This window comes from Streptomyces sp. NPDC047014 (genome assembly GCF_040644195.1).
GTDB lineage: Bacteria > Actinomycetota > Actinomycetes > Streptomycetales > Streptomycetaceae > Streptomyces.
Genome location: NZ_JBEYVX010000004.1, coordinates 1 through 26,479, shown reverse-complemented (window position 1 = coordinate 26,479; position 26,479 = coordinate 1). Strand labels below are relative to the sequence as shown.

Here is a 26,479-nt window from a genome sequence, read left to right as displayed (position 1 = left end):
GGACTTGCGGCACGTGCCGCTTCGAGCGCGCTTCGCGTAAATCCTAGTGACGTAGAGGGAAGCACATGGCGGGTCGGTCCGGGTCAGAGGCCGCGGAAATCCAGGCAGGATCCCCTCAGCCCGTCGCGGTGGTGGGAATCTCGTGCAGGCTGCCGGGAGCCCCCGGCCCGGACGCGCTGCTGCGTCTCCTGCGTGAGGGCCGGGACGCCGTGACCACGACCCCGCGGGAGCGCCCCTACGCGCCGCGCCGGGGCGGCTTCCTGGAGTCCGTCGACACCTTCGACGCCGCCTTCTTCGGCATCTCCCCGCGCGAGGCCGCGGCGATGGACCCGCAGCAGCGGCTCACCCTCGAACTGGGCTGGGAGGCGCTGGAGGACGCCGGGATCGTGCCCGGCCGCCTGCAGGGCTCCCGTACCGGCGTCTTCGTCGGAGCCATCGCGGACGACTACGCCACCCTCGTACGCGGCATCGGCGAGGCGGCCGTCACCCCCGAGACGACCACCGGGCTCAGCCGCGCCCTCATCGCCAACCGGGTCTCCTACGCGCTGGGACTGCGCGGCCCCAGCTTCACCGTGGACTCCGGGCAGTCCTCGTCCCTCGTCGCCGTCCACCTGGCCGCCGAGAGCCTGCGGCGCGGCGAGTGCTCCGTCGCCCTGGCCGGCGGAGTCAACCTGATCCTGGCCGAGGACAGCACGCTCGCCGTGGAACGCTTCGGCGCCCTCTCCCCGGACGGCCGCTGCTACACCTTCGACGCCCGCGCCAACGGCTACGTACGCGGCGAGGGCGGCGGCCTCGTCGTCCTCAAGCCCCTGGCGGACGCGGTCGCCGACGGGGACGACATCTACTGCGTGCTGGCCGGGAGCGCGGTCAACAACGACGGCGGCGGCGACGGCCTCACCGTCCCGGAGCGCGGCGCCCAGGAGGCGGTGCTCACCGCCGCGTACGCGCGGGCCGGGATCGCCCCGGACGAGGTCGCGTACGTAGAACTGCACGGTACGGGTACCCCTACCGGCGACCCCGTCGAGGCCGCGGCCGTCGGCGCCGTGCTCGGCGCGGGACGCCCGGCCGGCCGGCCGCTGCTGGTCGGCTCCGTGAAGACCAACATCGGGCACCTCGAAGGCGCCGCGGGCATCGCGGGCTTCCTCAAGGGCGTACTGGCCACGCGCCACCGCGAGATCCCCGCCAGCCTCCACCACGAGACCCCCCACCCGGCCATCCCGCTGGACGAGCTGGGCATCCGGGTCACCACCGAACTCACCGCCTGGCCCGAGCGGGCCGGCCGGCTCGTCGTGGGCGTGAGCTCCTTCGGCATGGGCGGCACCAACTGCCACGCCGTACTCACCGAGTGGGACGGCGCCCCCGCCCCGTCGGCCGCCTCCCCGTCGGCACCCGAGGCATCCGGCCTGCGGCCGTCCGAGACGCCCTTCCCCCTGCTCCTCTCGGGCCGGGACGAGCAGGCCCTGCGCGACCAGGCCCGCCGGCTGAGCGCGCACCTCGGGGAGAATCCCGGTACGCCGCTCCGGGACCTCGCCCACACCCTGGCCACCGGGCGGACCGCCTTCGGCCACCGCGCGGTGCTGCTGGCCGCCGGACCGGACGAGGCCACGGCCGCCCTGGCCCGCCTCGCCGACGGCAGGCCGGGGGCCGACACCGTGCGCGGCTCCGTCTCCGACGGCTCCCTCGCCTTCCTCTTCCCGGGCCAGGGCAGCCAGCGTCCCGGTATGACGGCCTCGCTGCACCGGGCCTCGCCGGAGTACGCCGCGGCGCTCGACGAGGTGTGCGCCGTCATGGATCCGCATCTGCGGCTGCCCCTGCGCGAGGTGCTGTTCGCCGAGGAGGGCTCGCCCGAGGCGGCCCTGCTGGACCGCACCGAGTTCACCCAGCCCGCGCTGTTCGCGGTCGAGGTCGCCCTCTTCCGCTGGGCGGAGCGGTGCGGCCTGACCCCGCAGCTGCTGCTCGGGCACTCCGCCGGTGAACTCGCCGCGGCGCACGTCGCGGGAGTGCTGTCCCTGGAGGACGCGTGCGCGCTCGTCGCGGCCCGCGGCCGGCTGATGCAGGCACAGCCCTCGCACGGTGCGATGGTCTCCGTACAGGCCACCGAGGAGGAACTGCTCCCGTTCCTCGGCGACGGCGGCCGGGTGTCCCTGGCGGCCCTCAACGGGCCCCTCTCCTCGGTGATCTCGGGTGAGGAGGACGCCGTCCTGGAGGTCGCCGCCCACTGGGCCGCCCTCGGACGCAAGACCAAGCGGCTCCGCATCAGCCATGCCGCGCATTCCTCGCACATGGACGGGATGCTCGACGAGTACCGTGCCGTCGCGGCCGGCCTCACCTTCCACGCCCCCCGGATCCCGGTCGTCTCCAACGGGACGGGCCGGCTGCTCACCGCGGAGGAGGCGTGCTCGCCGGACTACTGGGTCCGGCACGTGCGCGGCACCGTCCGCTTCCTCGACGGGGTGCGCCTCCTGGAGGACCAGGGCGTGACCACCGTCCTCGAACTCGGGCCCGACGGCGTGCTGTCGGCGATGACCCGGGACTGCCTGCGTGGCGCCGGGACGGTGTGCGTCCCCCTGCTGCGGGGCGCTGACCGGCGGGAGCCGGAGGCGGCGCTCGCCGCGCTCGCGGCGCTGTACGTCCGCGGGGTCCCGATGGACTGGGCGGGGCTGGCCACCGGGGCCGGCGCCCGCGCGACGGCGCTGCCCACGTACGCCTTCCAGCGCCGGCGCCACTGGCTGGCCGACGGGGCCCGGCGGACCGGCGCCGCGGTGCGCCCCGCGCCGGACCGCGGCGCCCCGGCGGCGGAGCGGGCCCCCGAGGGCACCCCGCGGGCCGGCGGGACGGAGTCCGGCCCCACGGTGGCCGAGCTCGTGCGGGACGTCACGGCCCTGGTGCTCGGCCACGAGTCCCCGGACGACCTCGCCATGAACTCCGCCTTCAAGGAACTCGGGTTCAGCTCCCTGATGCTGGCCGAGCTCGGTGAGCGCCTGACGCAGGCGACCGGCCGCCGTGTCCCGACCACGCTGCTGTTCGACCACCCCACCCCCGACGCCCTCGCGCGGCGGCTCCAGGCGGACGTGCCGCAGGCGGCCGTGTCCGAGGACGGGGCCGTGCCCCGGGCCGTCACCCGGGCCGCGGGTGAGGACCCGATCGTGATCGTCGGCATGAGCTGCCGGTTCCCCGGGGGCATCGACTCGCCCGAGGAACTCTGGCGGTTCGTCTCCGCCGGGGCCGACGCCATCTCCCCGCTGCCCGCCGACCGCGGCTGGGAACTGCCCGCCGGGTTCACCGGCGAGGGCGGCTTCCTCGCGGACGCGGCCGGCTTCGACGCCGGATTCTTCGGGATATCCCCGCGCGAGGCCCTGGCCATGGACCCCCAGCAGCGGCTGCTGCTGGAGACCTCGTGGGAGGCGCTGGAACGGGCGGGCGTGGACGCGCGGGCCCTGCGGGGCAGCCGTACCGCCGTGTTCGTCGGCGCGAGCCCCTCGGAGTACGGGCCCCGGCTGCACGAGAGCTCGGAGTCCGACGGCCACGTCATGACCGGTACGGCGCCGAGCGTGCTGTCCGGGCGCATCGCCTACGTCCTGGGCCTGGAGGGCCCCGCGCTGACCGTGGACACCGCCTGCTCCTCCTCGCTGGTGGCGCTCCACCTCGGGGTGCGGGCCCTGCGCGACGGCGAGTGCGACCTCGCCCTGGTCGGCGGTGTCACCGTGATGGCCACCCCCGGCGCGTTCGTGGAGTTCTCCCGCCAGGGCGGCCTCGCCGGCGACGGCCGGTGCAAGGCGTTCTCCGCCGCCGCCGACGGCACCGGCTGGGGCGAGGGCGTCGGCATGCTCGCCGTCCAGCGCCTGTCCGACGCCGTACGCGACGGCCGCCCGGTTCTCGCGGTCGTACGCGGCTCCGCCGTCAACTCCGACGGCGCGTCCAACGGTCTCACCGCCCCCAACGGCCTCGCGCAGCAGCGTGTCATCCGGCAGGCGCTGGCCGACGCCCGGCTGGCCGCCGCCGATGTGGACATGGTCGAGGCGCACGGTACGGGCACGAGGCTGGGCGACCCGATCGAGGCGCAGGCACTGCTGGCCACCTACGGCCAGGACCGGGTCCACCCGCTGATGCTCGGCTCCGTCAAGTCCAACATCGGCCACACCCAGGCCGCGGCCGGTATCGCCGGGGTGATCAAGTCCGTCCTGGCCATGCGGCACGGGACGCTGCCGCGCACCCTGCACGTCGACGCGCCCTCGCCGCACGTGGACTGGTCCGCGGGCGCGGTGGAGCTGCTGACCGAGGCGCGTACCTGGCCCGACCCGGGCCGTCCGCGCCGGGCCGGTGTGTCCTCGTTTGGCATCAGCGGCACCAACGCCCACGTGATCCTGGAGCAGGCGACGCCCGCGGAGGTGCCGCAGGAGGCGCCGGAGGCGCCCGCCGGTGAGCCGGCCGGAACCGTGCCCTGGGTGCTTTCGGCCCGTTCCGAGGAGGCGCTGCGGGCCCAGGCGCTGCGGCTGGCCGAGCACGTCCGGACGCGGGGACCGCGTACGGCGGACGTGGGGCTGTCGCTGGCCGTCACCCGTGCGGGCCTGGAGCACCGGGCGCTGCTGACGGCCGGGGACCGGGAGGAGTTCCTGTCCCAGCTGGCCGCGCTCGCCACGGGCGGGAGCGCCGCCGGAGTGGTGCGCGCCGTCGCCCGCGAGGGCGGACCGACCGCCTTCCTCTTCACCGGACAGGGTTCCCAGCGTCCCGGCATGGGGCGTGAGCTGTACGAGAGCCAGCCGGTGTTCGCCGCGACGTTCGACGCGGTGTGCGCGGAGCTGGACCCGCTGCTGGGACGCTCCTTGAAGGAGGTCGTGTTCGGGGACCCGGAGGCGCTGGACCGGACCGGGTGGGCCCAGCCCGCGCTGTTCGCGCTGGAGGTGGCGCTGTTCGACCTGGTCGCCTCCTGGGGCATCGCCCCGGACCTGCTGCTGGGCCACTCGATCGGAGAGCTGGCGGCCGCCTGCGCCGCCGGGGTGTGGACGCTGCCGGACGCGTGCCGCGTCGTGGCGGCCCGCGGCCGGCTGATGCAGGCGCTGCCCGCGGGCGGTGCGATGGCCGCGGTGCAGGCCACCGAGGAGGAACTGCCGCCGCTGCCGGCGGGGGTGTCCCTCGCCGCCGTCAACGGCCCCCGGTCGCTCGTGCTGTCGGGCGAGGAGACCGCGGTGGACGAGCTCGTCCGGCTGTTCACCGCGCGGGGGCGCCGTACCAAGCGGCTGGTCGTCAGCCACGCCTTCCACTCGGCGCTGATGGACCCGATGCTGGCCGCGTTCGAAGAGGTGCTCGCCTCGGTGGAGTTCCACCGGCCGGGGATCCCCCTCGTCTCCGGGCTGACCGGAGACGTCGCCGGGGACGAACTGCTCACGCCGGCCTACTGGGTGCGCCATGCCCGCGAGACCGTCCGCTTCGCCGGCGCCGTCACCACGGCGCTCGGCCGGGGCGTGGACACGCTGCTGGAACTCGGTCCCGGCGGCCCGCTGACCGCCATGGCCGAGGAGATCCTGGCCGACGCCGGCCGCGACGCGGACGTCACGGCCGTTCCCGTCCTGCGGGGCGGGGCCGGCGAGGTCCGCTCCGCGATGACCGCGGCCGGCCGCCTGCACGCGGCCGGTGCGCCCGTGGACTGGCCCGCGCTGTTCGCCCCGTACGGGGCCCGGCGCACCGACCTGCCCACGTACGCCTTCCAGCACGAGCGGTACTGGATCGCCCCGGCCGTCGGCGGGGAGCCCGCCACGGCCGGTTCCCCGCGCTACCGCACGGCCTGGGCCTCCGTGCCGGAGGGCGCCCGCCCGGCCGTGTCCGGGGCCTGGGCCCTGGTCGTCCCCGCCACGGGGCTCGACGAGGCGACCGTGGAGGCCGTGGCGCGGGCGCTGCGCGAGCACGGCGCCCACCCCGTCGTGGTCGCGGTCGACGCGGCCGCGGCCGACCGCACGGATGTCTCGGAGGCGCTGCGCACGGCGCTCGGCGAGGACGCGGGCGGCGTGGTGTCGCTGCTCGCCCTGGACGGCACGCCCGCCGCGGGCGTGGCCGCCACCGCCGCGGTGCTCGGGGCGATGGCCGCCCTGGGCGGCGACAGCCGCCTGTGGTGCCTGACCCGGGGCGCCGTGTCCGTGAGCCCCTCCGAGGCGCTGGACGCGCCGGAGCAGGCGCAGATGTGGGGGATGGGCCGGGTCGCAGCCCTGGAGCACCCCGGGCGCTGGGGCGGACTCGCCGACCTCCCGGCGGACCTGGACGAGCGGGCCCGCACCCGGCTGGGCGCGGTCCTGTCCGGCGCCACCGGGGAGGACCAGGTGGCGGTCCGCACCGCGGGCCTCTTCGCGCGGCGGCTCGTACGGGACTCCGGTCGCGGCGGTGAGGCCCTCGGCGGCGGCACACGAGGCGGCGACGCCCCAGGCGCTGAGGCCCGTGGCGGGCGCGCCCGCCTCGACGGCACCGTCCTGGTGACCGGCGGCACCGGCGCGCTCGGCGCGCACCTCGCCGGCTGGCTGGCGGAGGAGGGCGCCCGGCACGTCCTGCTGACCAGCCGGCGCGGCCCGGACGCCGAGGGCGCCGGGGAACTGGTCGCGCGGCTGCGGGAGGAGGGCACCGAGGTCACGGTCGCCGCCTGCGACGTCACCGACCGGCAGGCCCTCGCGGAGCTCATCTCCGCGATCCCGGCCGACCGGCCCCTGACCGCCGTCGTGCACGCCGCGGGCGTCCTCGACGACGGAGTGCTCGACTCGCTCACCGCCGAGCGGTTCGCCGCGGTCGCCGGACCCAAGGCGGACGGGGCCCGGCACCTGCACGAGCTCACCCGCGACCTCGGCCTGTCCGCGTTCGTGCTGTTCTCCTCGTTCGCGGGCACCGTGGGCCTGGCCGGACAGGGCAACTACGCCGCCGCCAACGCCTACCTGGACGCACTCGCCGTGCACCGCGCCCGGCTCGGCCTGCCCGCCACCTCGGTGGCCTGGGGCTCCTGGGCGGGCGCCGGTATGGCCGCCGACACGGAGGCCGCGCGGCGCCAGCTGGCCCGTGCCGGGCTGGTCCCCCTCGACCCCGCGGCGGCGCTGGCCGAACTGGGCCGCGTCCTCGACGACGGCGAGAGCGCCGTGACCGTCGCGGGCATCGACTGGGAGCGCTTCGCGGGCTCCGCGGCCGGGCGGCACAACCCGCTGTTCGACGGTGTCGCCGGGGCCCGCCGGGCCCCCCGGGCCACCGCGCGGTCCGGCGCGGACACCTCGCCGGACCGGCTCGCCGGCCTGGCCGGGGAGGCGCTGCGCGCTGCCCTCGCGCAGCTGGTCGCCGCCGAGGCCGCCGCCGTACTCGGCCTGCCGGCCACCGCCAGGATCCAGGAGGACCGGACCTTCCGGAACCTCGGCTTCGACTCGCTGATCGGCGTCGAGTTCCGCAACCGGCTCGCCGCCGCCACCGGCAGGCGGCTGCCGCCCGGCCTGGTCTTCGACCACCCCACCCCCGCCCGCCTCGTGGAGCACCTCGCCGCCGGGGCCGCGGGAACGTCCGCCGGCGCCGTGGAACGCGCGGCGGCGGTGCGCGACCACGAGGACCCGGTCGTGATCGTGGCGGCCGCCTGCCGGTTCCCCGGAGGCGTCCGCTCCCCGGAGGACCTGTGGCAGCTCGTCCTCGACGGGCGCGACGCCATCGGCCCCTTCCCCTCGGACCGCGGCTGGGACCTCGACGGCCTCTACAGCCCCGACCCGGGCCGGACGGGAACCAGCTACGTCCGCGAGGGCGGTTTCCTCACCGACGTGGCCGGGTTCGACGCGGCGTTCTTCGGGATCTCGCCGCGCGAGGCCCTGGCGATGGACCCGCAGCAGCGGCTCCTGCTGGAGTCCTCCTGGGAGGTCCTGGAGCGCGCCGGGATCGACCCGACCTCCCTCGCGGGCAGCCGTACGGGGGTGTTCGTCGGCACCAACGGCCAGGACTACGCCCGCCTGCTGGGCTCGGCGGAGGTCGAGGGCCATGTCCTGACGGGCACCGCGTCCAGCGTGCTGTCCGGGCGCATCGCCTACACCCTGGGCCTCGAAGGCCCGGCGATGACCGTGGACACCGCCTGCTCCTCCTCCCTGGTGGCACTGCACCTCGCCGTCCAGGCGCTCGACACCGGCGCATGCGACCTCGCGCTGGCGTCCGGGGTCACGGTGATGTCCACCCCGGACATCTTCGTGGAGTTCTCCCGGCAGCGCGGCCTCGCCGTGGACGGGCGCTGCAAGGCGTTCGGTTCGGGCGCGGACGGCACCGGCTGGGGCGAGGGCGTGGGCACCGTCCTGGTGGAGCGGCTCTCGGAAGCCCGCCGCCGGGGCCACGAGGTCCTGGCCGTCGTACGGGGCAGCGCCGTCAACCAGGACGGCGCCTCCAACGGCCTCAGCGCCCCCAACGGGCCCGCGCAGCAGCGCGTGATCCGCCAGGCGCTGGCGGAGGCGGGCCTCGCCCCCTCCGACGTGGACGCCGTGGAGGCGCACGGTACGGGTACGGCGCTGGGCGACCCGATCGAGGCGCAGGCGCTGCTGGCCACCTACGGCCAGGACCGGCCCGCCGGCCGCCCCCTCCGCCTCGGTTCGGTGAAGTCCAACATCGGCCACACGCAGGCCGCCGCCGGTATGGCCGGTGTGCTGAAACTGATCCAGGCGATGCGCCACGAGCAGCTCCCGCGCACCCTGCACGCCGACGAGCCCACCCCCGAGGTGGACTGGGCCGGGGGCGCCGTCGAGCTGCTCACCGAGACCCTGCCGTGGCCCGCGGAGGGCCGCCCGCGCCGCGCGGCCGTGTCCGCCTTCGGCGTCAGCGGCACCAACGCGCACGTGATCCTGGAACAGCCGCCGCTCCCGGCCGAGCCCGCCGGACTGCCGGAGGCGCGGCCGTCCGTCCTCAGCCCCTCGGCCGCCCCGTGGGTGCTGAGCGCCAAGTCCGAGGAGGCCCTGCGCGAGCAGGCCGGGCGCCTGCGCGACCGGCTGCCCGCCGCGCCCGCCACGGACACCGCACTCTCCCTCGTCACCACCCGGGCGACCTGGGAGGAGCGTGCCGTCGTACTCGCCGACCCCGCCGGCGCACACCTGCCGGGGCTCGGCGCGCTGGCCCGGGGCGAGGGCGACCCGCACGTGGTGCGCGGCACCGCCGACACCCGTGGCCGGACCGTTTTCGTCTTCCCCGGCCAGGGCGCCCAGTGGGCCGGCATGGCCGCCGGACTGTGGGAGTCCTCACCGGTGTTCGCGCGGTGGATGGAGCGCTGCGCCGAGGCGCTCGCACCGCTCACCGACTGGTCGCTGGCCGAGGTGATCCACGGAGCCGAAGGCGCCCCCGGGCTGGACCGGGTGGACGTCGTACAGCCCGCCTCGTGGGCCGTGGGCGTCTCGCTCGCCGGCCTGTGGCGCTCCTGCGGCGTCGAACCGGCCGCCGTGGTCGGGCACTCGCAGGGTGAGATCGCCGCGGCCTGCGTGGCCGGCGGGCTCTCGCTGGAGGACGGGGCCCTGCTCGTCACCCTGCGCAGCAAGCTGATCGCCGGTGAACTCTCCGGGCACGGCGGCATGGTGTCCGTGGCCCTGCCGCCGGCCGACACCGCCGAGCGGATCTCCCGCTGGGACGGCAGGATCTCCGTCGCGGCGAACAACAGCCGCAGGTCCACCGTCGTCTCCGGCGACCCGGAGGCGCTGGCGGAGCTGCTGGCCGGCTGCGAGGCCGACGGCGTCCGCGCCCGCCGCATCCCCGTCGACTACGCCTCCCACTCCGCCCACGTGGAGCGGATCGAGGAGCGGCTGGCCGAGCTGACGGCCGGTATCGCACCGCGCACGGGGGACATCCCGTTCCACTCCACGACCACGGGCGGCGCGCTCGACACGGCCGGGCTGGACGCCGGCTACTGGTACCGCAACCTGCGCCGGCCGGTGCTGTTCGGGCCCGTCGTCGAGGAGCTGCTCGCCCAGGGCCACGACGTGTTCGTCGAGGTCAGCCCGCACCCGGTGCTCGTTCCCGCCGTGCAGGACGCCATCGACGCCGTCGGCGCGACCGCCGCCGCCGTGGGCACCCTGCGCCGGGACCAGGGAGACGCCGGCCGCTTCGCCGCCTCGCTGGCCGAAGCCTTCGTACGCGGCACCCGCGTCGACTGGACCGCCGTGCTCGGCACCACCGGCGCCCCCCGCGCCGAGCTGCCGACCTACCCCTTCCAGCACAGCCGGTTCTGGCCCGACTCCGCCGCCGCGCCGGCCGGCCCCGGCCCGGCGGAGGACGACGCCGCCCTGTGGCAGGCCGTCGAACGCGGGGACCTGGACGCCGTGGCGGCCGAACTCGACGTCCAGGACGGGCAGTCGCTCCGGCCGCTGCTCCCGGCCCTCGCCGGCTGGCGCCGCAGGCGCCAGGACTCCGCCCTCACCGACGGCTGGCGCTACCGCGTCTCCTGGACACCGCTGGCCCCCGCCGCCCCGCCGGCCCCCTCCGGTCCCTGGCTGCTGGTGGCCGCCGACCCGGACGGCGAGGAGGCCCGCTGGGCCCGCGCCGCGCTCGGCGCGCACGTCACCGTCGTACCGGGCCCCTCGCCGTCCCCGGAGGTACTGCGCGCCCCGGAGGGCACCGGGTGGACCGGCGTGGTCTCCCTGCTGGGCCTCGACACCCGCCCGCACCCCGGGCACCCCGCGGTCCCCGCGGGCATCGCCGCGACCCTGGACCTGCTGGCCGCGCTGCGGGACGCCGGGACCGACGCACCTCTCTGGTGCCTGACCCGCGGCGCCGTCGGCACCGGACGCTCCGACCGGGTGTCCGCGCCGGAACAGGCCCAGCTCTGGGGACTGGGCCGGGTGGCGGGGCTGGAGAACCCGGGCGGCTGGGGCGGCCTCGTCGACCTGCCGTCCGTACTCGACGACCGGGCCGCCGGGCTGCTGCGCACCGCGCTGGGCGGCGGCGACGGTGAGCAGGAGTACGCGCTGCGCGCCGCCGGGCTCTACGTCCGCCGGCTCGTCCGCGCCCCGCTGGACCGCGCCAGGCCGGAGCGCCGCTGGCGGCCCCGCCCCGACGGCACCGTGGTGGTGACGGGCGGCACCGGGGCCCTCGGGGCCCGGGTCGCCCGCTGGCTGGCCCGCGAGGGCGCCGGACACCTCCTGCTGACCAGCAGGAGCGGGACGGCCGCCGAAGGCGCCGACGAGCTGGTCGCGGAGCTGCGCGAGCTGGGCGCCGAGGTCACGGTCGCCGCCTGCGACGTCGCCGAACGCGACCGGCTGGCCGAGGCACTGGCCTCCGTCCCCGAGGCGTTCCCCGTCACCGCCGTGGTGCACACCGCGGGCGTCAACCGGGTCGCCCCGCTGGGGGACACCACCCTCGCGCAATGGGCGGAGGTCGTGGCGGCCAAGGCCGACGGCGCCCGCCACCTGGACGAACTGCTGGCCGGTCACGACCTCGACGCCTTCGTGCTGTTCTCCTCCGGCGCCGCGGTGTGGGGCAGCGCCGGGCAGGCCGCCTACGCGGCCGCCAACGCCTACGCCGACGCGCTCGCCGCCGACCGCCGCAGGCGCGGCCTCGTCGCCACCTCCGTGGCCTGGGGCAGCTGGGCCGGCGGCGGCATGGTCGGCGACGACCTGGCGCGGGAACTGGCCCGCGGCGGCGTGCTGTCCATGGACCCCGACCGGGCGATCGGCGCGCTCCAGCAGGCACTCGACCACGACGAGACCGCCCTGACCGTCACCGACATGGACTGGGCACGCTTCGCCGAGACCTTCACCGCGGCCCGGCGGCGGCCCCTGCTCGACGAGATCCCGGAAGCGGCCCGCCCCGTCGCGGCCGGACCGGCCGCCGGCGGGTCCCCGCTGGCGGAGAAGCTCGCGGGGCTCCCCGAGGGCGAGCGCGACCGCGTCCTGCTGGACCTCGTACGGACCTCCGCCGGGCTCGCCCTGGGCCACGCGGGAGCCGACGCCGTCGCCCCCGCGAAGCCCTTCAAGGACCTCGGCTTCGACTCGCTGACCGCCGTCGACCTGCGCAACCGGCTCGCGGCGGCCACCGGCGTACGCCTGCCCGCCACGCTCGTCTTCGACCACCCGACGCCCCTCGCGGCCGCGGCCGCGCTGCGGAGCCTGCTGCTGGGCGAGGACCGTCCCGCCGAAGCGGTGTCCGCGCCGTCCGCCGCCGAGGGCGACCCGGTGGTGATCGTCGGGATGGCCTGCCGGTTCCCCGGCGGGGCGGACTCCCCCGAGGGCCTGTGGGAGCTGGTCGCGGCCGGCAAGGACGGGATCGGGAACTTCCCCACCGACCGCAACTGGGAGGTCCCCGCCGACGCGCCGTTCTCCCAGACCGGCGGCTTCCTCCCGGACGCCGCCCGGTTCGACGCGGCCTTCTTCGGGATCTCGCCCCGTGAGGCCCTGGCCATGGACCCGCAGCAGCGCCTGCTCCTGGAGACCTCCTGGGAGGCACTGGAGCGCACCGGCGTGGACGCGCTGTCCCTGCGCGGCAGCCGTACCGGCGTGTTCGTCGGCGCGGGCTCCCACGACTACGGCACCCTGCTCACCTCCATGGAGGGCGGACAGGACTACGCGCTCACCGGCGCCGTCGGGAGCGTGCTCTCCGGGCGCATCGCCTACACCCTGGGCCTGGAGGGCCCCGCGCTGACCGTGGACACGGCCTGCTCCTCCTCGCTGGTGGCCCTCCACCTGGCCGCGCAGTCCCTGCGCAACGGCGAATGCGAGCTGGCCCTCGCGGGCGGCGTGGCCGTCATGGCCACCCCCCACGCCTTCGACGCCTTCGCCCGGCAGGGCGGCCTCGCCCCCGACGGCCGCTGCAAGGCGTTCGCGGCGGGCGCGGACGGCACCGGCTGGGGCGAGGGCGTCGGCGTCCTGGTCCTGGCCCGCCTCTCCGAGGCGCGCCGCCGGGGCCACCAGGTGCTGGCGGTCGTCCGCGGCTCGGCGGTCAACTCCGACGGGGCCTCCAACGGCCTGAGCGCACCGAACGGCCCCTCGCAGCAGCGGGTGATCCGGCAGGCCCTGGCGGACGCGCGGGTGTCCGTCACCGAGGTGGACCTGGTGGAGGCGCACGGCACCGGCACCTCGCTGGGCGACCCGATCGAGGCGCAGGCCCTGCTGGCCACCTACGGCCAGGGCCGGACCGAGGGCCGGCCGCTCCACCTCGGCTCCGTGAAGTCGAACATCGGTCATACGCAGGCCGCGGCCGGTGTGGCCGGCGTCATCAAGACGGTGCTGGCGCTGCGTCACGGCGTGCTGCCCGCCACCCTCCACGTGGACGAGCCCACCCCGGAGGTCGACTGGTCCGCCGGCGCGGTGGAACTGCTGACCGAGGGCAGGTCCTGGCTCCGTACGGACGGCCCCCGCCGGGCGGGCGTCTCGGCGTTCGGCATCAGCGGCACCAACGCGCACGTGATCCTGGAGCAGGCCCCGGCCACCTCCGGGCACCCGCGGCCCGAGCCCGCGCCCGAGTCCGTGCCCGAGCCCGACCCCCGGACCACCGGCCCGGTGCCGTGGTCCGTCTCCGCCCGCTCCGCGAGCGGACTGCGGGCCCAGGCCCGGCGGCTGGCCGCCCACACGGCCGCCACGGACCTGCCGGCCGAGGACATCGGCTTCTCCCTGGCGGCGACCCGGGCGCGGCTGGAGCACCGCGCGGTCGTGACGGCCGAGGACCGCGAGGGCTTCGTCACCGCCCTGACGGCACTCGCCGACGGCGCCTCCGCCGCCGGCGTGGTCCAGGGCGTCGCCGCCGAGGGCGGCACGGCCTTCCTCTTCTCCGGACAGGGCTCGCAGCGCGAGGGGATGGGCCGGGAGCTGTACGCGGCCCACCCGGTGTTCGCCACGGCCTTCGACGAGGTCTGCGCCCAGCTCGACCTGCTGCTGGACCGGCCGGTGAAGGAGGTGGTGTTCAGCGACGGCGCCGCGCTGGCCGAGACCGTCCACACCCAGGCCGGGCTGTTCGCCCTGGAAGTCGCCCTCTCCGAGCTCGTGCGCTCGTGGGGCGTCCGGCCGGACCTCCTGCTCGGGCACTCGATCGGCGAGCTCACCGCGGCGTACGTGGCCGGGGTGTGGAGCCTGCCGGACGCCTGCCGGATCGTCGCCGCGCGCGGCCGGCTGATGCAGGCGCTGCCCACGGGCGGCGCGATGCTGGCGGTGGAGGCGGCCGAGGGCGAACTGCCGGAACTGCCGCCCGGCGTATCGGTCGCCGCCGTCAACGGCCCCCGCTCGGTGGTGCTGTCCGGCGACGAGGAGCCGGTGGCCGCACTGGCCCGGACCTTCGCCGGAGAGGGCCGGCGTACCAAGCGGCTGACGGTGAGCCACGCCTTCCACTCGGCCCGGATGGAACCGATGCTGGCCGCGTTCGCCGAGGTGCTGGCCGCGGTGGAGTTCCGGCCGCCCGCCGTCCCCGTCGTGTCGAACCTGACGGGCGCGGTCGCGGGCGAGGAGCTGACCACCCCGGAGTACTGGGTCCGCCACGTCCGCGAGGCCGTGCGCTTCGCCGACGGCGTCAGGACCGCACGCGACGCCGGTACGGCGACCTTCCTGGAACTCGGGCCGGGCGGCGCGCTGACCGCCATGGCCGAGGAGATCCTCGACGGGGCGGACGCCACCGTGTGCGTCCCCGTGCTGCGGGCCGGCCGGCCCGAGGCCGCCTCGCTGCTGCACGCGCTGGCGACGGTGTCGGTGAACGGCACCGACGTGGACTGGACGACCGCGTACTCCGGACAGGGCGCGCGCACGGTGGACCTGCCGACCTACGCCTTCCAGGGCAAGCACTTCTGGCCGCTCCCGGCCCGGCCCGCCGGCGACCTCGCGGCGGCCGGTCTCGCCGAGGCCGGACACCCGCTGCTGACGGCGTGGCTGCCCGCGCCCCAGGGCGGGGAGGTGCTGGCCACCGGCCGTCTGTCCCTGGCCACGCACCCGTGGCTGGGCGAGCACACCGTGCTGGGCACCGTGCTCGTGCCGGGCACGGCCTTCGTCGACCTCGCCTGCTGGGCGGGGGAGCGCGTCGGCTGCGGTGAGCTGCGGGAACTGACCCTGGCCGCGCCGCTGGCGCTGGCCGGGAGCGCCGCCGTACGGCTGCGGCTCGTGCTGGAGGCGCCCGACGCCACGGGATGCCGCCCGGTCGCCGTGTACACGCAGCCGGACGGCCAGGAGCAGGACTCCGGCTGGACGCGGCACGCCGAGGGGCTGCTCGCCCCGGCCGGCGCGGCCACCGCGCCCGGCGGCCTCGACGTCTGGCCGGTCCCCGGGGCCGAGCCCGTCGGCCTGGACGGCTTCTACGACGGACTCGTCGAGGCCGGATTCGACTACGGCCCGCTCTTCCAGGGCCTGCACAGGACCTGGCGGCGCGGGGACGAGGTCTTCGCCGAGGTGCGCCTGCCCGGCGACGGCGGCGCCGCCCGGGGCTTCGGTGTCCACCCGGCCCTGCTGGACGCTGCCCTGCACGCCCTGGGCCCGGCCGCCCGGGCCGAGGACGAGCCGGGCTCGGCCCGCCTGCCCTTCTCCTGGAGCGGCGTACGGGTCCACGCGGTCGGCGCCGACCTGCTGCGGGTCCGGCTGGTCCGCGCCGACGACGGCACCGTCACCCTGCACGCCGCCGACGCGGACGGCCGGCCGGTCGTGTCCGTCGACGCGCTGGTCATGCGCTCCGTCTCCCCGGAGCGGCTGGGCCGCCCGGCGGCGGCTCCCGTGACGGGCGACGCCCTGTTCACCACCGCCTGGGTGCCGCTGGACGGCCCCCTCGACGCACCGCGGACAGCCGGCTGCGTCCTGCTCGGCGAACCGCTCGACGGCACCTGGCACCACCACCCCGACCTCGCGGCGCTCGCCACGGCGCTCGCGGACGGCACGCAGGAGGCCGGCCCGGTGGTCGCCCGCTGCCCGGAGGAGGACACGGACGAGGCCGACGCCGCCGGAGCCGCGCACCGCGCCGCCCGCTGGGCCCTCGACCTGCTCCAGCGGTGGACGGCCGACGACCGGCTGGCCGACAGCCGGCTGGTGGTCGTCACCCGCCACGCCGCCGCCGTCCCCGGCACGCCGGACCCCGTCCGGCTCGCCCACGCGACGGTGTCCGGCCTGGTCCGCTCGGCCCAGACGGAGAACCCCGGCCGCATCGTCCTGATGGACCTCGACGACGCCGCGCCGGACCCGGCCCTCGTCGCCGAGGCGGTACGCCGGGAAGAGCCCGAGGTGGCCGTACGCCGGGGCGGGCTGTACGCCCGCAGGCTCACCCGGCCCGCCGCCGGCGCCTCCCTGACGGTGCCCGCCGGCCCCTGGCGGCTCGACAGCACCGGCCGCGGCACGCTCGACAACCTGGCCCTGGTGCCCTGCGACGAGGCCGAGGGCCCGCTCGCCGAGGGCATGGTGCGCATCGCCGTCCGGGCGGCCGGCATGAACTTCCGGGACGTGCTCATCGCCCTGGACATGTATCCGGGCCGGGCGGAACTCGGCACGGAGTGCGCCGGTGTGGTCCTGGAGACAGGGCCCGGCGTGAGCGGGCTGGCGCCCGGCGACCGCGTGATGGGCATGGTCGCCGGCGCGTTCGGGCCCACCGCGGTCGCCGACCGGCGGGTCCTCGTCCGGATACCGGAGGGCTGGTCCTTCGCCTCCGCGGCCGCCACCCCCGTCGCCTTCCTGACGGCGTACTACGGCCTGGTCGACCTGGCCGGGCTGGAAGCCGGTGAGTCCGTACTCGTCCACGCCGCCGCCGGCGGCGTGGGCATGGCGGCCGTGCAACTGGCCCGGCACCTGGGCGCCGAGGTCTTCGGCACCGCCGGCGAACCCAAGTGGGACACCCTGCTCCGCGGCGGATTCGACCCCGCGCACCTCGCGTCCTCCCGGACGACGGACTTCGCCGACACCTTCCGGGCGGCGACGGACGGCGCCGGTGTGGACGTCGTACTGAACGCGCTCGCGGGCGAGTTCATCGACGCCTCCCTCGGCCTGATGCCGCGCGGCGGCCGCTTCGTGGAGATGGGCAAGACCGATCTCCGCGACCCCGCGCGGATCGCCCACGAGCACCCGGGCGTGCGCTACCGGGCCTTCGACCTCGGAGACGCGGGCCCGGACCGCATCGCCGAGATCCTCGCCCACCTCGCCGAGCTCTTCGACCGCGGCGCGCTCACCCCGCTCCCGGTCACCACCTGGGACATCCGGGAGGCCGGAAACGCCTTCCGCGCGCTGAGCCAGGCCACCCTCACCGGCAAGGCGGTACTGACCCTCCCCACCCCCTCCTTCGAGGCGGGCGAGACCGTACTGATCACCGGCGGCACCGGCACCCTCGGCACCCTGCTGGCCCGGCACCTCGTCACGCGGCACGGCCTGCGGCACGTGACACTGGCCGGCCGGCGGGGCACGGACACCCCCGCCGTGGAACGGCTGCGCGCCGAACTGGCCGCACTGGGCGCCGGGGTGCGGGTCGCGGCCTGCGACACGGGCGACGAGGAAGCCCTCGCACGGCTCCTGGACTCGATCACCGCGGAACACCGGCTGGCCGGCGTCGTGCACGCCGCGGGCGTCACCGACGACGGGGTCGTCTCCGCCCTGGACCCGCGCCGGCTGGACGCCGTACTGCACCCGAAGGTGGACGGCGCCTGGAACCTGCACCGGCTCACCGAGCCCCTGGCACCCCGGATGTTCGCCCTGTTCTCCTCCGCCTCGGCCACGCTCGGCGCGGCCGGACAGGGCAACTACGCGGCCGCCAACGCGTTCCTGGACGCGCTGGCCGCGTACCGGCACGCGCGGGGCCTGCCCGCCACCAGCCTCGCGTGGGGCCTGTGGGGCGAGGCCAGCGGCATGACCGGCAGCCTCGACGAGCGCGACCTGCGGCGCATGAGCCGTACGGGCGTCGCCCCGCTCGACAGCGCCGAGGGCCTCGCCCTCTTCGACAACGGCGTGCTCGGCGGCCTCCCGGCGCTCGTGCCCGTCAAGCTCGACCTGGCCGCGCTGCGGGCGCACCACGCGGACCGCCCGGTCCCGGCCGTACTGCGCGAACTCGTCCGGGTGAGGCGCCCCGCGGCCACGGGCGCGGTGCCGCGCGGGGCGGCCGAGGCCGCCGCCCCGGCCTCACTGACGGAACAGCTCGCCCCGCTGTCCTCCGGGGAGCGGCAGCGGCTCGTCCTGGACCTCGTACGCCGGCACACCGCCGCCGTCCTCGGCCACGGCTCCGCAGACGAGATCGAGCCCGACCAGGCGTTCAAGGCGCTGGGCTTCGACTCGCTCACCGCGGTCGAACTCCGCAACCACCTGCGCACGGCCACCTCCCTGACCGTGCCCGCGACCCTGGTCTTCGACCACCCGACACCGGCCGCGCTCACCGAGCACCTGCTCGAACTCGCCGCGCCGCCGCGCCACGACCCGGTGCTCCAGGTGATGGGCGAGCTCGAACGCCTCGAAGCCGGCATCGAGGCGATCGGCACCGGTGACGGCGCGCACGACGAGGTGGCGGCACGCCTGCGGCGCATCCTGCGGAAGCTCGAGGCCGGGTCCGCGCCGGCCACGGCCGACAGCGGGGACTCCTCGCTCGAATCGGCCACCGCGGCAGAAGTGCTCGCGTTCATCGACAGCGAATTCGGCGATCTCGCCCAAGACCATGGAGTTGATCCCAGTGGCGACTGACGACAAGATCGTCGACTATCTCAAGCGGGTGACCGCGGACCTCAAGCGGTCCCGGCAGCGGGTGCAGGAACTGGAGGCGGGAGCCTCCGAGCCCATCGCGATCGTGTCGATGGCGTGCCGCTTCCCGGGCGGGATCGCCTCCCCGGAAGACCTGTGGGAATTCGTGCACGCCGGTGGCGACGCGATCGGCGCCTTCCCCACCGACCGCGGCTGGCGCACCGACCACCTGCGCGGCGACTTCCGCCTGGCGGGCGGCTTCCTCACCGACGCGGGCGAGTTCGACGCGGGCCTGTTCGGCATCTCACCGCGTGAGGCCCTGGCGATGGACCCGCAGCAGCGGCTGCTGCTGGAGACCGCCTGGGAAGCGCTGGAGCGGGCCGGTCTCGACCCCACCTCCCGGCGGGGCACCGAGGGCGGTGTCTTCATCGGCATGGCCGACCAGAAGTACGGCCCCCGCGACAGCGAACTCCTCGACGAGGTCAAGGGCCTCGTCCTGACCGGGACGACGAGCAGCGTCGCCTCCGGCCGCATCTCCTACTCGCTCGGCCTCCAGGGGCCCGCGATCACCATCGACACCGCCTGCTCCTCCTCCCTGGTCGCCCTGCACCTCGCGGTCCGCGCCCTGCGCGCCGGGGAGTGCTCCTTCGCCCTGGTCGGCGCCGCCGCCGTCATGGCGGAGCCCAACCTGTTCGCCGAGATGGCCGAACAGGGCGGCATGGCGGGCGACGGCCGCTGCAAGGCGTTCGCCGCCGCCGCGGACGGCACCGGCTGGGGCGAGGGCGTCGGCATGCTGATGCTGCAGCCGCTGTCCACGGCCCGCGCGCAGGGCCTGCCCGTCCTGGCGACGATCCGCGGCACGGCCGTCAACCAGGACGGTGCCTCCAACGGCCTGGCCGCACCCAACGGCCCCGCCCAGCGCCGGGTCATCCGCAAGGCCCTCGCGGACGCCCAGCTCAGCGTCGGACAGGTCGACGCGGTCGAGGCCCACGGCACCGGCACCCGGCTCGGCGACCCCATCGAGGCCCAGGCCCTGCTGGCCACCTACGGCCAGGACCGCGCCGGCGACGAGCCGCTGTGGCTCGGCTCCGTGAAGTCCAACATCGGCCACACCCAGGCCGCCGCCGGTCTCGCCGGTGTGATCAAGATGGTGCAGGCCATGCGGCACGGGCTGCTGCCGCGCACCCTGCACGTGGACGAACCGACCGCGCAGGCCGACTGGCAGGCGGGCGCCGTCCGGCTGCTGACCGACGAGAAGGAGTGGCCGCGGACCGGACGGCCGCGCCGCTCCGCCGTCTCCTCCTTCGGCATCAGCGGTACCAACGCCCACGTCGTCCTCGAACACGACACCAGCACCGCCGCCGCCCCCGCTGCGGACACCCCCGCCGACACCTCGCCCGCCGCCCCCGTCCCGTGGACGGTGTCGGCGGCCGACGCCGACGGCCTGCGGGCCCAGGCCCGCCGCCTGCGGCGCCACGTCCAGGACAACGGCCCCGTACGGCCCCTGGACCTCGCGCACTCCCTGGCCACCACCCGCGCCCGGCTCGCCCACCGCGCCGTCGTCCTCGGCACCGGCCCCGAGGAACTGCTCGCCGGACTGGCGGCGCTCGGCGCGGGCGAGGCACACCCCCTCGTCGTCCGGGGCCGTACCGCGCCGGCCGGCCCGGTCGCCTTCCTCTTCACCGGCCAGGGCTCCCAGCGCGTCGGCGTGGGCCGGGAGCTGTACGAGACCTTCCCGGTGTTCGCGCGGGCCTTCGACGAGGTACGCGCCCTGCTCGACCCGCAGCTGGCCTACCCCCTCGCCGACATCCTCGACGGACGGGTCGAGGACGGCCTGCCCCTGATGCAGCAGACCGGTTACGCCCTCGCCGCGGTCTTCGCCCTGGAGGTCGCGCTCTTCCGGCTCGTCGAACACGCCGGCGTCGCACCCGACTTCGTACTCGGCCACTCCACGGGCGAGCTCGCCGCCGCCCACTGCGCCGGCGTGCTCTCGCTGGAGGACGCCTGCACCCTCGTCGCCGCCCGCGGGCGGCTCGTACAGACCCTGCGCACCGACGGCGCGATGGTCGCCCTGGAGATGTCCGAGGAGGAGCTGACCGCACTGGTCGAGGAGACCGGCGCCGGTGACCGGGTGACCCTCGCCGCGGTCAACGGGCCGCGCGCGGTCGTGCTCTCCGGGGACGCAGAACCCGTGGAGCGGGTACGGGCCCTCGCCGCCGGGCGCGGCCACCAGACCCGCAGGCTGCCGATCAGCCACGCCGCGCACTCGGTCCACATGGAACCGATGCTGGAGCGCCTGCGCGAGGTCGCCGAGGGCCTGGAACACCAGCGGCCCCGGATCCCCCTGGTGTCCAACCTGACCGGTGCGCCCTTCTTGCCGGAGGAGATGAGCTGGCCCGAGTACTGGGTCCGCCAGATCCGCGAGACGGTGCGCTTCCAGGACGGGATCCGCTGGCTCGGCGCCCAGGGCGTCACCGCCTGTCTGGAACTGGGCCCCGGCGGCGCGCTCACCGCCATGGCCCGGGACTGCCTCCAGGACACGGGCCGCGAGACCGCCCTGGTACCCACCCTCCAGCACCAGCGCTCCGAGCCCGGCACCTTCCTCACCGCCCTGGCCGAACTGCACGTGCACGGTGTGGGGGTGGACTGGGGCTCCCTGCTGTCCGCCCGCGGCGCCGCCCACCCGGCCCAGCTGCCCACGTACGCCTTCCAGCGGGAGCGCTACTGGCTGCCCGCCACCCCGGTCGCGCCGCGGGCCACCGCACCGGCCGACGAGGCCGCCCGGCTCCGGTACGGCGTCGGCTGGGCCCCCCGCACCGGCTTCGACACCGGCGCGCGGCCGCAGGAGCCCTGGCTGGTCGTCGCCCCCGAAGGGGAGGACGGCGCCCGCGTCGCCGAGGCCCTGGGCGGGTCCGCCCCGCTGACCTACCGGACCGGCGAGGACCGGGCCGCCCTCGCGGAGCGGCTGCGCGCCGCCCTGTCCGACGGCGGCCCCCTCGCGGGTGTCCTCGCGCTGCCCGCCCGGCCCGACGGCGCGGCGCTGGAGACCGCCCTGACCCTGCGGCAGGCCCTGACGGACGCCGGGCTGGACGCCCCGCTCTGGTCGGCCACCCGCGCCGCCGTCCGCGTCGACACCGAGGACGTGCCCGGCGCGGCCCAGGCCCCGCTGTGGGGGCTGGGCCGGCTGACGCACGCCGCCGGGGGAGTCGTCGACCTCCCGGCCGAGCTGGACGCCCGCTCCCTGCGGCTCCTCGCCGCCGTCCTCGCGGCCCCGGGCGACGCCGACGAACTGGCCGTACGCCCCGGCGGGGTGTTCGCCAGGAAGCTGCTGCCCGGGCAGCCGCCACGGCGCGTCCGCGAGCGCCGGCCCGGCGGAACCGTCCTGGTCACCGGTGACCTGGCGGGAGTGACCCCGCCGCTCCTCCAGGCGCTCTCCGAGGGCGGCGAGCACACCGTCGTGCTCGCGCGCCGCCCCGGCACGCCGCCGCCCGCCGCCGGGCCGGAGGACCACCCGTACACGCTCGTCGCGTGGGACCCCACCACCGGTGAGGACCCGCTGACACCGCTCGGCGTCACCGCCGTGGTCCACCTCAGCGGCATCGACGGGGCCGGCCCGTCCACCCTGGACGAGCTCGACCCGGCCGCGCTGGCCCGCGCCGTCGAGGACCGGCTGCTCACGGTGACCCGGCTGGAGGAGCTGTTCCGGGAGGCCGACCTCGACTTCTTCGTCCTGCTGTCCACCGTCGCCGGTACCTGGGGCGGCAACGAGGACGTCGTGCACACCCTCGCGCACGCCGCCCTGGAGTCCCTGGCCGAGCGCCGGGCGCTCGACGGCCGGCCCGCCACCTGTGTCGGCTGGGGCCCGTGGGAGACACCGGACGCCCCGGCGGCCTCCGCCGTTCCCGGGCTGCTGCCGATGCCTCCCCGGCTGGCGCTGGAGGCCCTGGCGCAGGCCCTGGACGCGGAGGAGGCGGTCTGCGCGGTCGCCGACGTGGACTGGGCGCTGTTCCACCCCGTCCTCACCGGCCGGGGTCCCCGTCCGCTGGTCGCCGACCTGCCCGCCGTCCGGGCCCTGCCCGCGGCCGGCGGCGCCGGAGCGGGCTCCGCGCCCGTGGCCGGCAGCGACCACGACCTCCTGGACCTGGTACGTGCCCAGGCCGCGGCCGTGCTCGGCCACACCTCCGGCGAGGCCGTGGACCCGCGGCGCCCCTTCCGCGACCTGGGCTTCGAGTCCCTGGCCGCCGTACGGTTCCGGGACGGCATCGCCGCCGAGACCGGGCTGCGGCTGTCCGCCACGCTGGTCTTCGACCACCCCACCCCGGAGGCCGTCGCCGCGTACCTGCGGGCCGAGCTCTCCGGCGTACGGCAGGACGAGGAAGAGGTCGCGGCGGTCGCGCGCCACGACGACGACCCCGTGGTCATCGTCGGCATGGCCTGCCGCTACCCGGGCGGCGTGAACGACCCCGAGGGCCTGTGGGACCTGGTCCACTCGGGCCGCGACGGCGTCGGCGACTTCCCCGCCGACCGCGGCTGGGACCTGTCCGGGCTGCGCCGCTCCGACCTGTCCATGAAGGGCGGATTCCTGCCCGACGCCGCGGACTTCGACGCCGCCTTCTTCGAGATATCCCCGCGCGAGGCCCTGGCCATGGACCCCCAGCAGCGCCTGCTGCTGGAGGTCTCCTGGGAGGCCCTGGAGGGCGCGGGCATCGACCCCGCCGCCCTGCGCGGCAGCCGTACCGGCGTGTTCGCCGGCGCCGCCGGCTCGGACTACGGCCAGGTGCTGGCCGGGGCCCCGGAGGCGGACGGCTACCTCATGACCGGCACCGCGGCCAGTGTCGTCTCCGGCCGTATCGCCTACACCCTCGGCCTGCACGGGCCGGCGGTCACCGTGGACACCGCCTGCTCCTCCTCGCTGGTGGCCCTGCACATGGCCGTCGGCGCCCTGCACAAGGGCGAGTGCGACCTGGCGATCGCCACCGGTGTCTCGGTCATCTCCACCCCGGGCGCGTTCGTGGACTTCGGCCGGCAGAGCGGCCTGGCCGCGGACGGCCGCTGCAAGGCGTTCGCCGCCGGGGCCGACGGCACCAACTGGGCCGAGGGCGTCGGTGTCCTCCTCGTGGAGCGCCTCTCCGACGCCCGCCGCAACGGGCACCACGTCCTCGCCACCGTCCGGGGCAGCGCCATCAACTCCGACGGCGCCTCCAACGGCCTGGCCGCCCCCAGCGGGCCGGCCCAGCAGCGGGTGATCCGCCAGGCGCTCGCCGCGGCCGGCCTGACCGCCGCGGACGTCGACGCCGTGGAGGCCCACGGCACCGGCACCACCCTCGGCGACCCGATCGAGGCCCAGGCGCTCCTGGCCACCTACGGACAGGAGCGCGGGGACGGCGGGCCGCTCTGGCTGGGCTCGTTGAAGTCCAACATCGGGCACAGCGGGGCCGCCGCCGGCGTCGGCGGTGTGATCAAGATGGTGCAGGCGCTGCGTCGCGGCGTCCTGCCCCGCACGCTGCACGTGGACGAGCCCACCCCCGAGGTGGACTGGTCGGCCGGCGCGGTGGAACTGCTCACCGAGAACCGGGACTGGCCGGACACCGGCCGCCCCCGCCGCGCGGGCGTCTCCTCCTTCGGCGTCAGCGGTACCAACGCCCACGTCATCCTGGAACAGGGACCGCGGGAGGCGGACACGGAGCCCGCGTCCGCCCCGGCCGGATCCGGCGCCACCCCCTGGCTGCTGTCCGCCCGGACCCCCGAGGCTCTGCGCGCCCGCGCGGCCCGGCTGGCCGAGGTGTCCGCGGACGGGCGGGTGGAGGCCGGGGCCGTCGGGCACGCGCTGCTGACCTCCCGCTCCGCCTTCGAGCACCGCGCCGTGGTCCTGGGCGACGGGTACGAGGAGCTCGCCGCCGGCCTGCGGGCCACCGCCGCCGGAGAACCCGCCGACGGCACCGTCACCGGCGTGGTCCGCCCCGCCGGCCGCGGGCCCGTCTTCGTCTTCCCCGGCCAGGGCGGCCAGTGGCCCGGCATGGCCGCCGAACTCCTGGACACCGCACCGGTGTTCGCGGCCCGCTGGGCCGAGTGCGAGCGTGCGCTCGCTCCGTACACCGGCTTCTCCCTCACCGAGACCGTGCGCTCGGGCTCGGCGCTCGACGGGGTCGAGGTGGTCCAGCCCGTGCTGTTCGCCGTGATGGTCTCGCTGGCCGAACTGTGGCGCTCCTACGGAGTGGTACCGGCCGCCGTGATCGGCCACTCCCAGGGTGAGATCGCCGCCGCCTGCGTGGCCGGGGCCCTGTCCCTGGACGACGCGGCCCGGGTCGTCGCCCTGCGCGCCAAGGCGCTGCGTGCCCTGGCCGGCGACGGCGGCATGGTCTCGGTCGCCGTACCGCGCGCCGAGATCGAGCGGTGGCTGCCCCGCTGGGAGGGGCGCGTGTCCCTCGCGGCCGTCAACGGCCCCTCCGCCCTGGTGGTCTCCGGCGAGCCGGAGGCCCTGGAGGAACTGATGGCGCACGCCCGCGCCCAGGACGTACGCGTCCGGCGCATCGACGTGGACTACGCCTCCCACTCGGCGCAGGTGGAACGCATCGAGGACGAGATCATGGCCGCACTGGCCCCGGTCCGCCCCGGCGCCGCGTCCGTCCCCTTCTTCTCCACCGTCACCGCCCAGTGGCAGGACACCACCGCACTCGACGCCGGCTACTGGTACCGCAACCTGCGCGAGCCGGTGCTCCTGGAACCGGCTGTCACCGCGCTGGCCGAGCAGGGCCACCACACGTTCGTGGAGGTCAGCCCGCACCCGGTGCTCGGCGGGGCGCTCACCGAGACCGCCGAACTGGCCGGCGCCGACCCGGTGGTCACCGGCACCCTGCGCCGCGACGAGGGCGGCCTGACGCGCATGCGCACCGCCCTGGCCGCCCTGTGGACCACCGGGGCGTCCGTGGACTGGGCACCCGCCTTCGAAGGCCACCACGGCACACCGGTGGAACTCCCCACCTACCCCTTCCAGCGCGGCCGTTACTGGCCCGCGCCCCGGGCCGCCGCCCAGGACCCGCAGGACGAGCGGTTCTGGCAGGCCGTCGAGGCGCAGGACCTGCCCGCCCTCGCGGGCACCCTCGGCCTGGCCGACGACCGGCCGCTGCGTGAGCTCGTGCCCGCGCTGTCCGCCTGGCGGCAGGGCCGCAAGGACCGGGCCCTGACCGAGTCCTGGCGCTACCGCATCGACTGGAAGCGGCTGCCCGACGCGCCGGGCTCCGCCTCCGCCCTGCCCGGCACCTGGCTCCTGGTCGTACCGGCCGGAGCCGGGGACGACCCGGTGGTCACCGGTACCGTCCGCGCCCTGCGCGAGCGGGCCGGTGAGCTCCTCGTCCTGACCGTGGACGCCGCGTCCGACGAGGCCGCGCTGGTCTCCGCGCTCCGCGGCGTGCTCGGCGACGCCACCCCGGCGGGGGTGGTTTCGCTCACCGGCACGGACACCTCGGCCCACCCGCTGGAGCCCGTCGTACCCGCCGGGCTGGCCCTCAGCCTCGCCCTGCTCCGCGCCCTCGGCACCCTCGGCGTCCGGGCCCCGCTGTGGTACCTGACCAACGGGGCCGTCGCCACGGCCGACGACGCCGGACCGGCCCGGCCCGAGCAGGCCGGACTCTGGGCCCTCGGCCGCGTCGCCGCACTGGAGTCCCCGCACACCTGGGGCGGTGTCGTCGACCTCCCGGACACCGTCGACGAGCGCACGGCGGACCGTCTGGTGGCGATCCTCACCGGCGAGGACGGCGAGGACCAGGTCGCCCTGCGCCCTTCGGGGAGCTACGGCCGCAGGATCGTCCGCGCCGTCCCCGCCCCCGCCGCCGGCGCGGGCTGGCAGCCGCGCGGCACCGTCCTGGTGACCGGCGGCACCGGCGCCCTCGGAGATCGGAAGAGCGTCGAGT

Annotated in this window: 2 protein-coding genes; both read left to right on the top strand. The window is 76.7% G+C overall.

Annotation, left to right across the window (positions count from 1 at the left end):
* Positions 1 to 65 precede the first annotated feature (65 nt).
* Positions 66 to 18,572, top strand: coding sequence for a type I polyketide synthase (locus ABZ873_RS03670; RefSeq protein WP_360864542.1), 18,507 nt, complete (start codon positions 66 to 68; stop codon positions 18,570 to 18,572).
* On the top strand, positions 18,562 to 26,479 hold a 7,918-nt coding region (locus ABZ873_RS03665; RefSeq protein WP_360864539.1), incomplete at its 3' end, for a beta-ketoacyl synthase N-terminal-like domain-containing protein. The genes ABZ873_RS03670 and ABZ873_RS03665, both read left to right, overlap by 11 nt.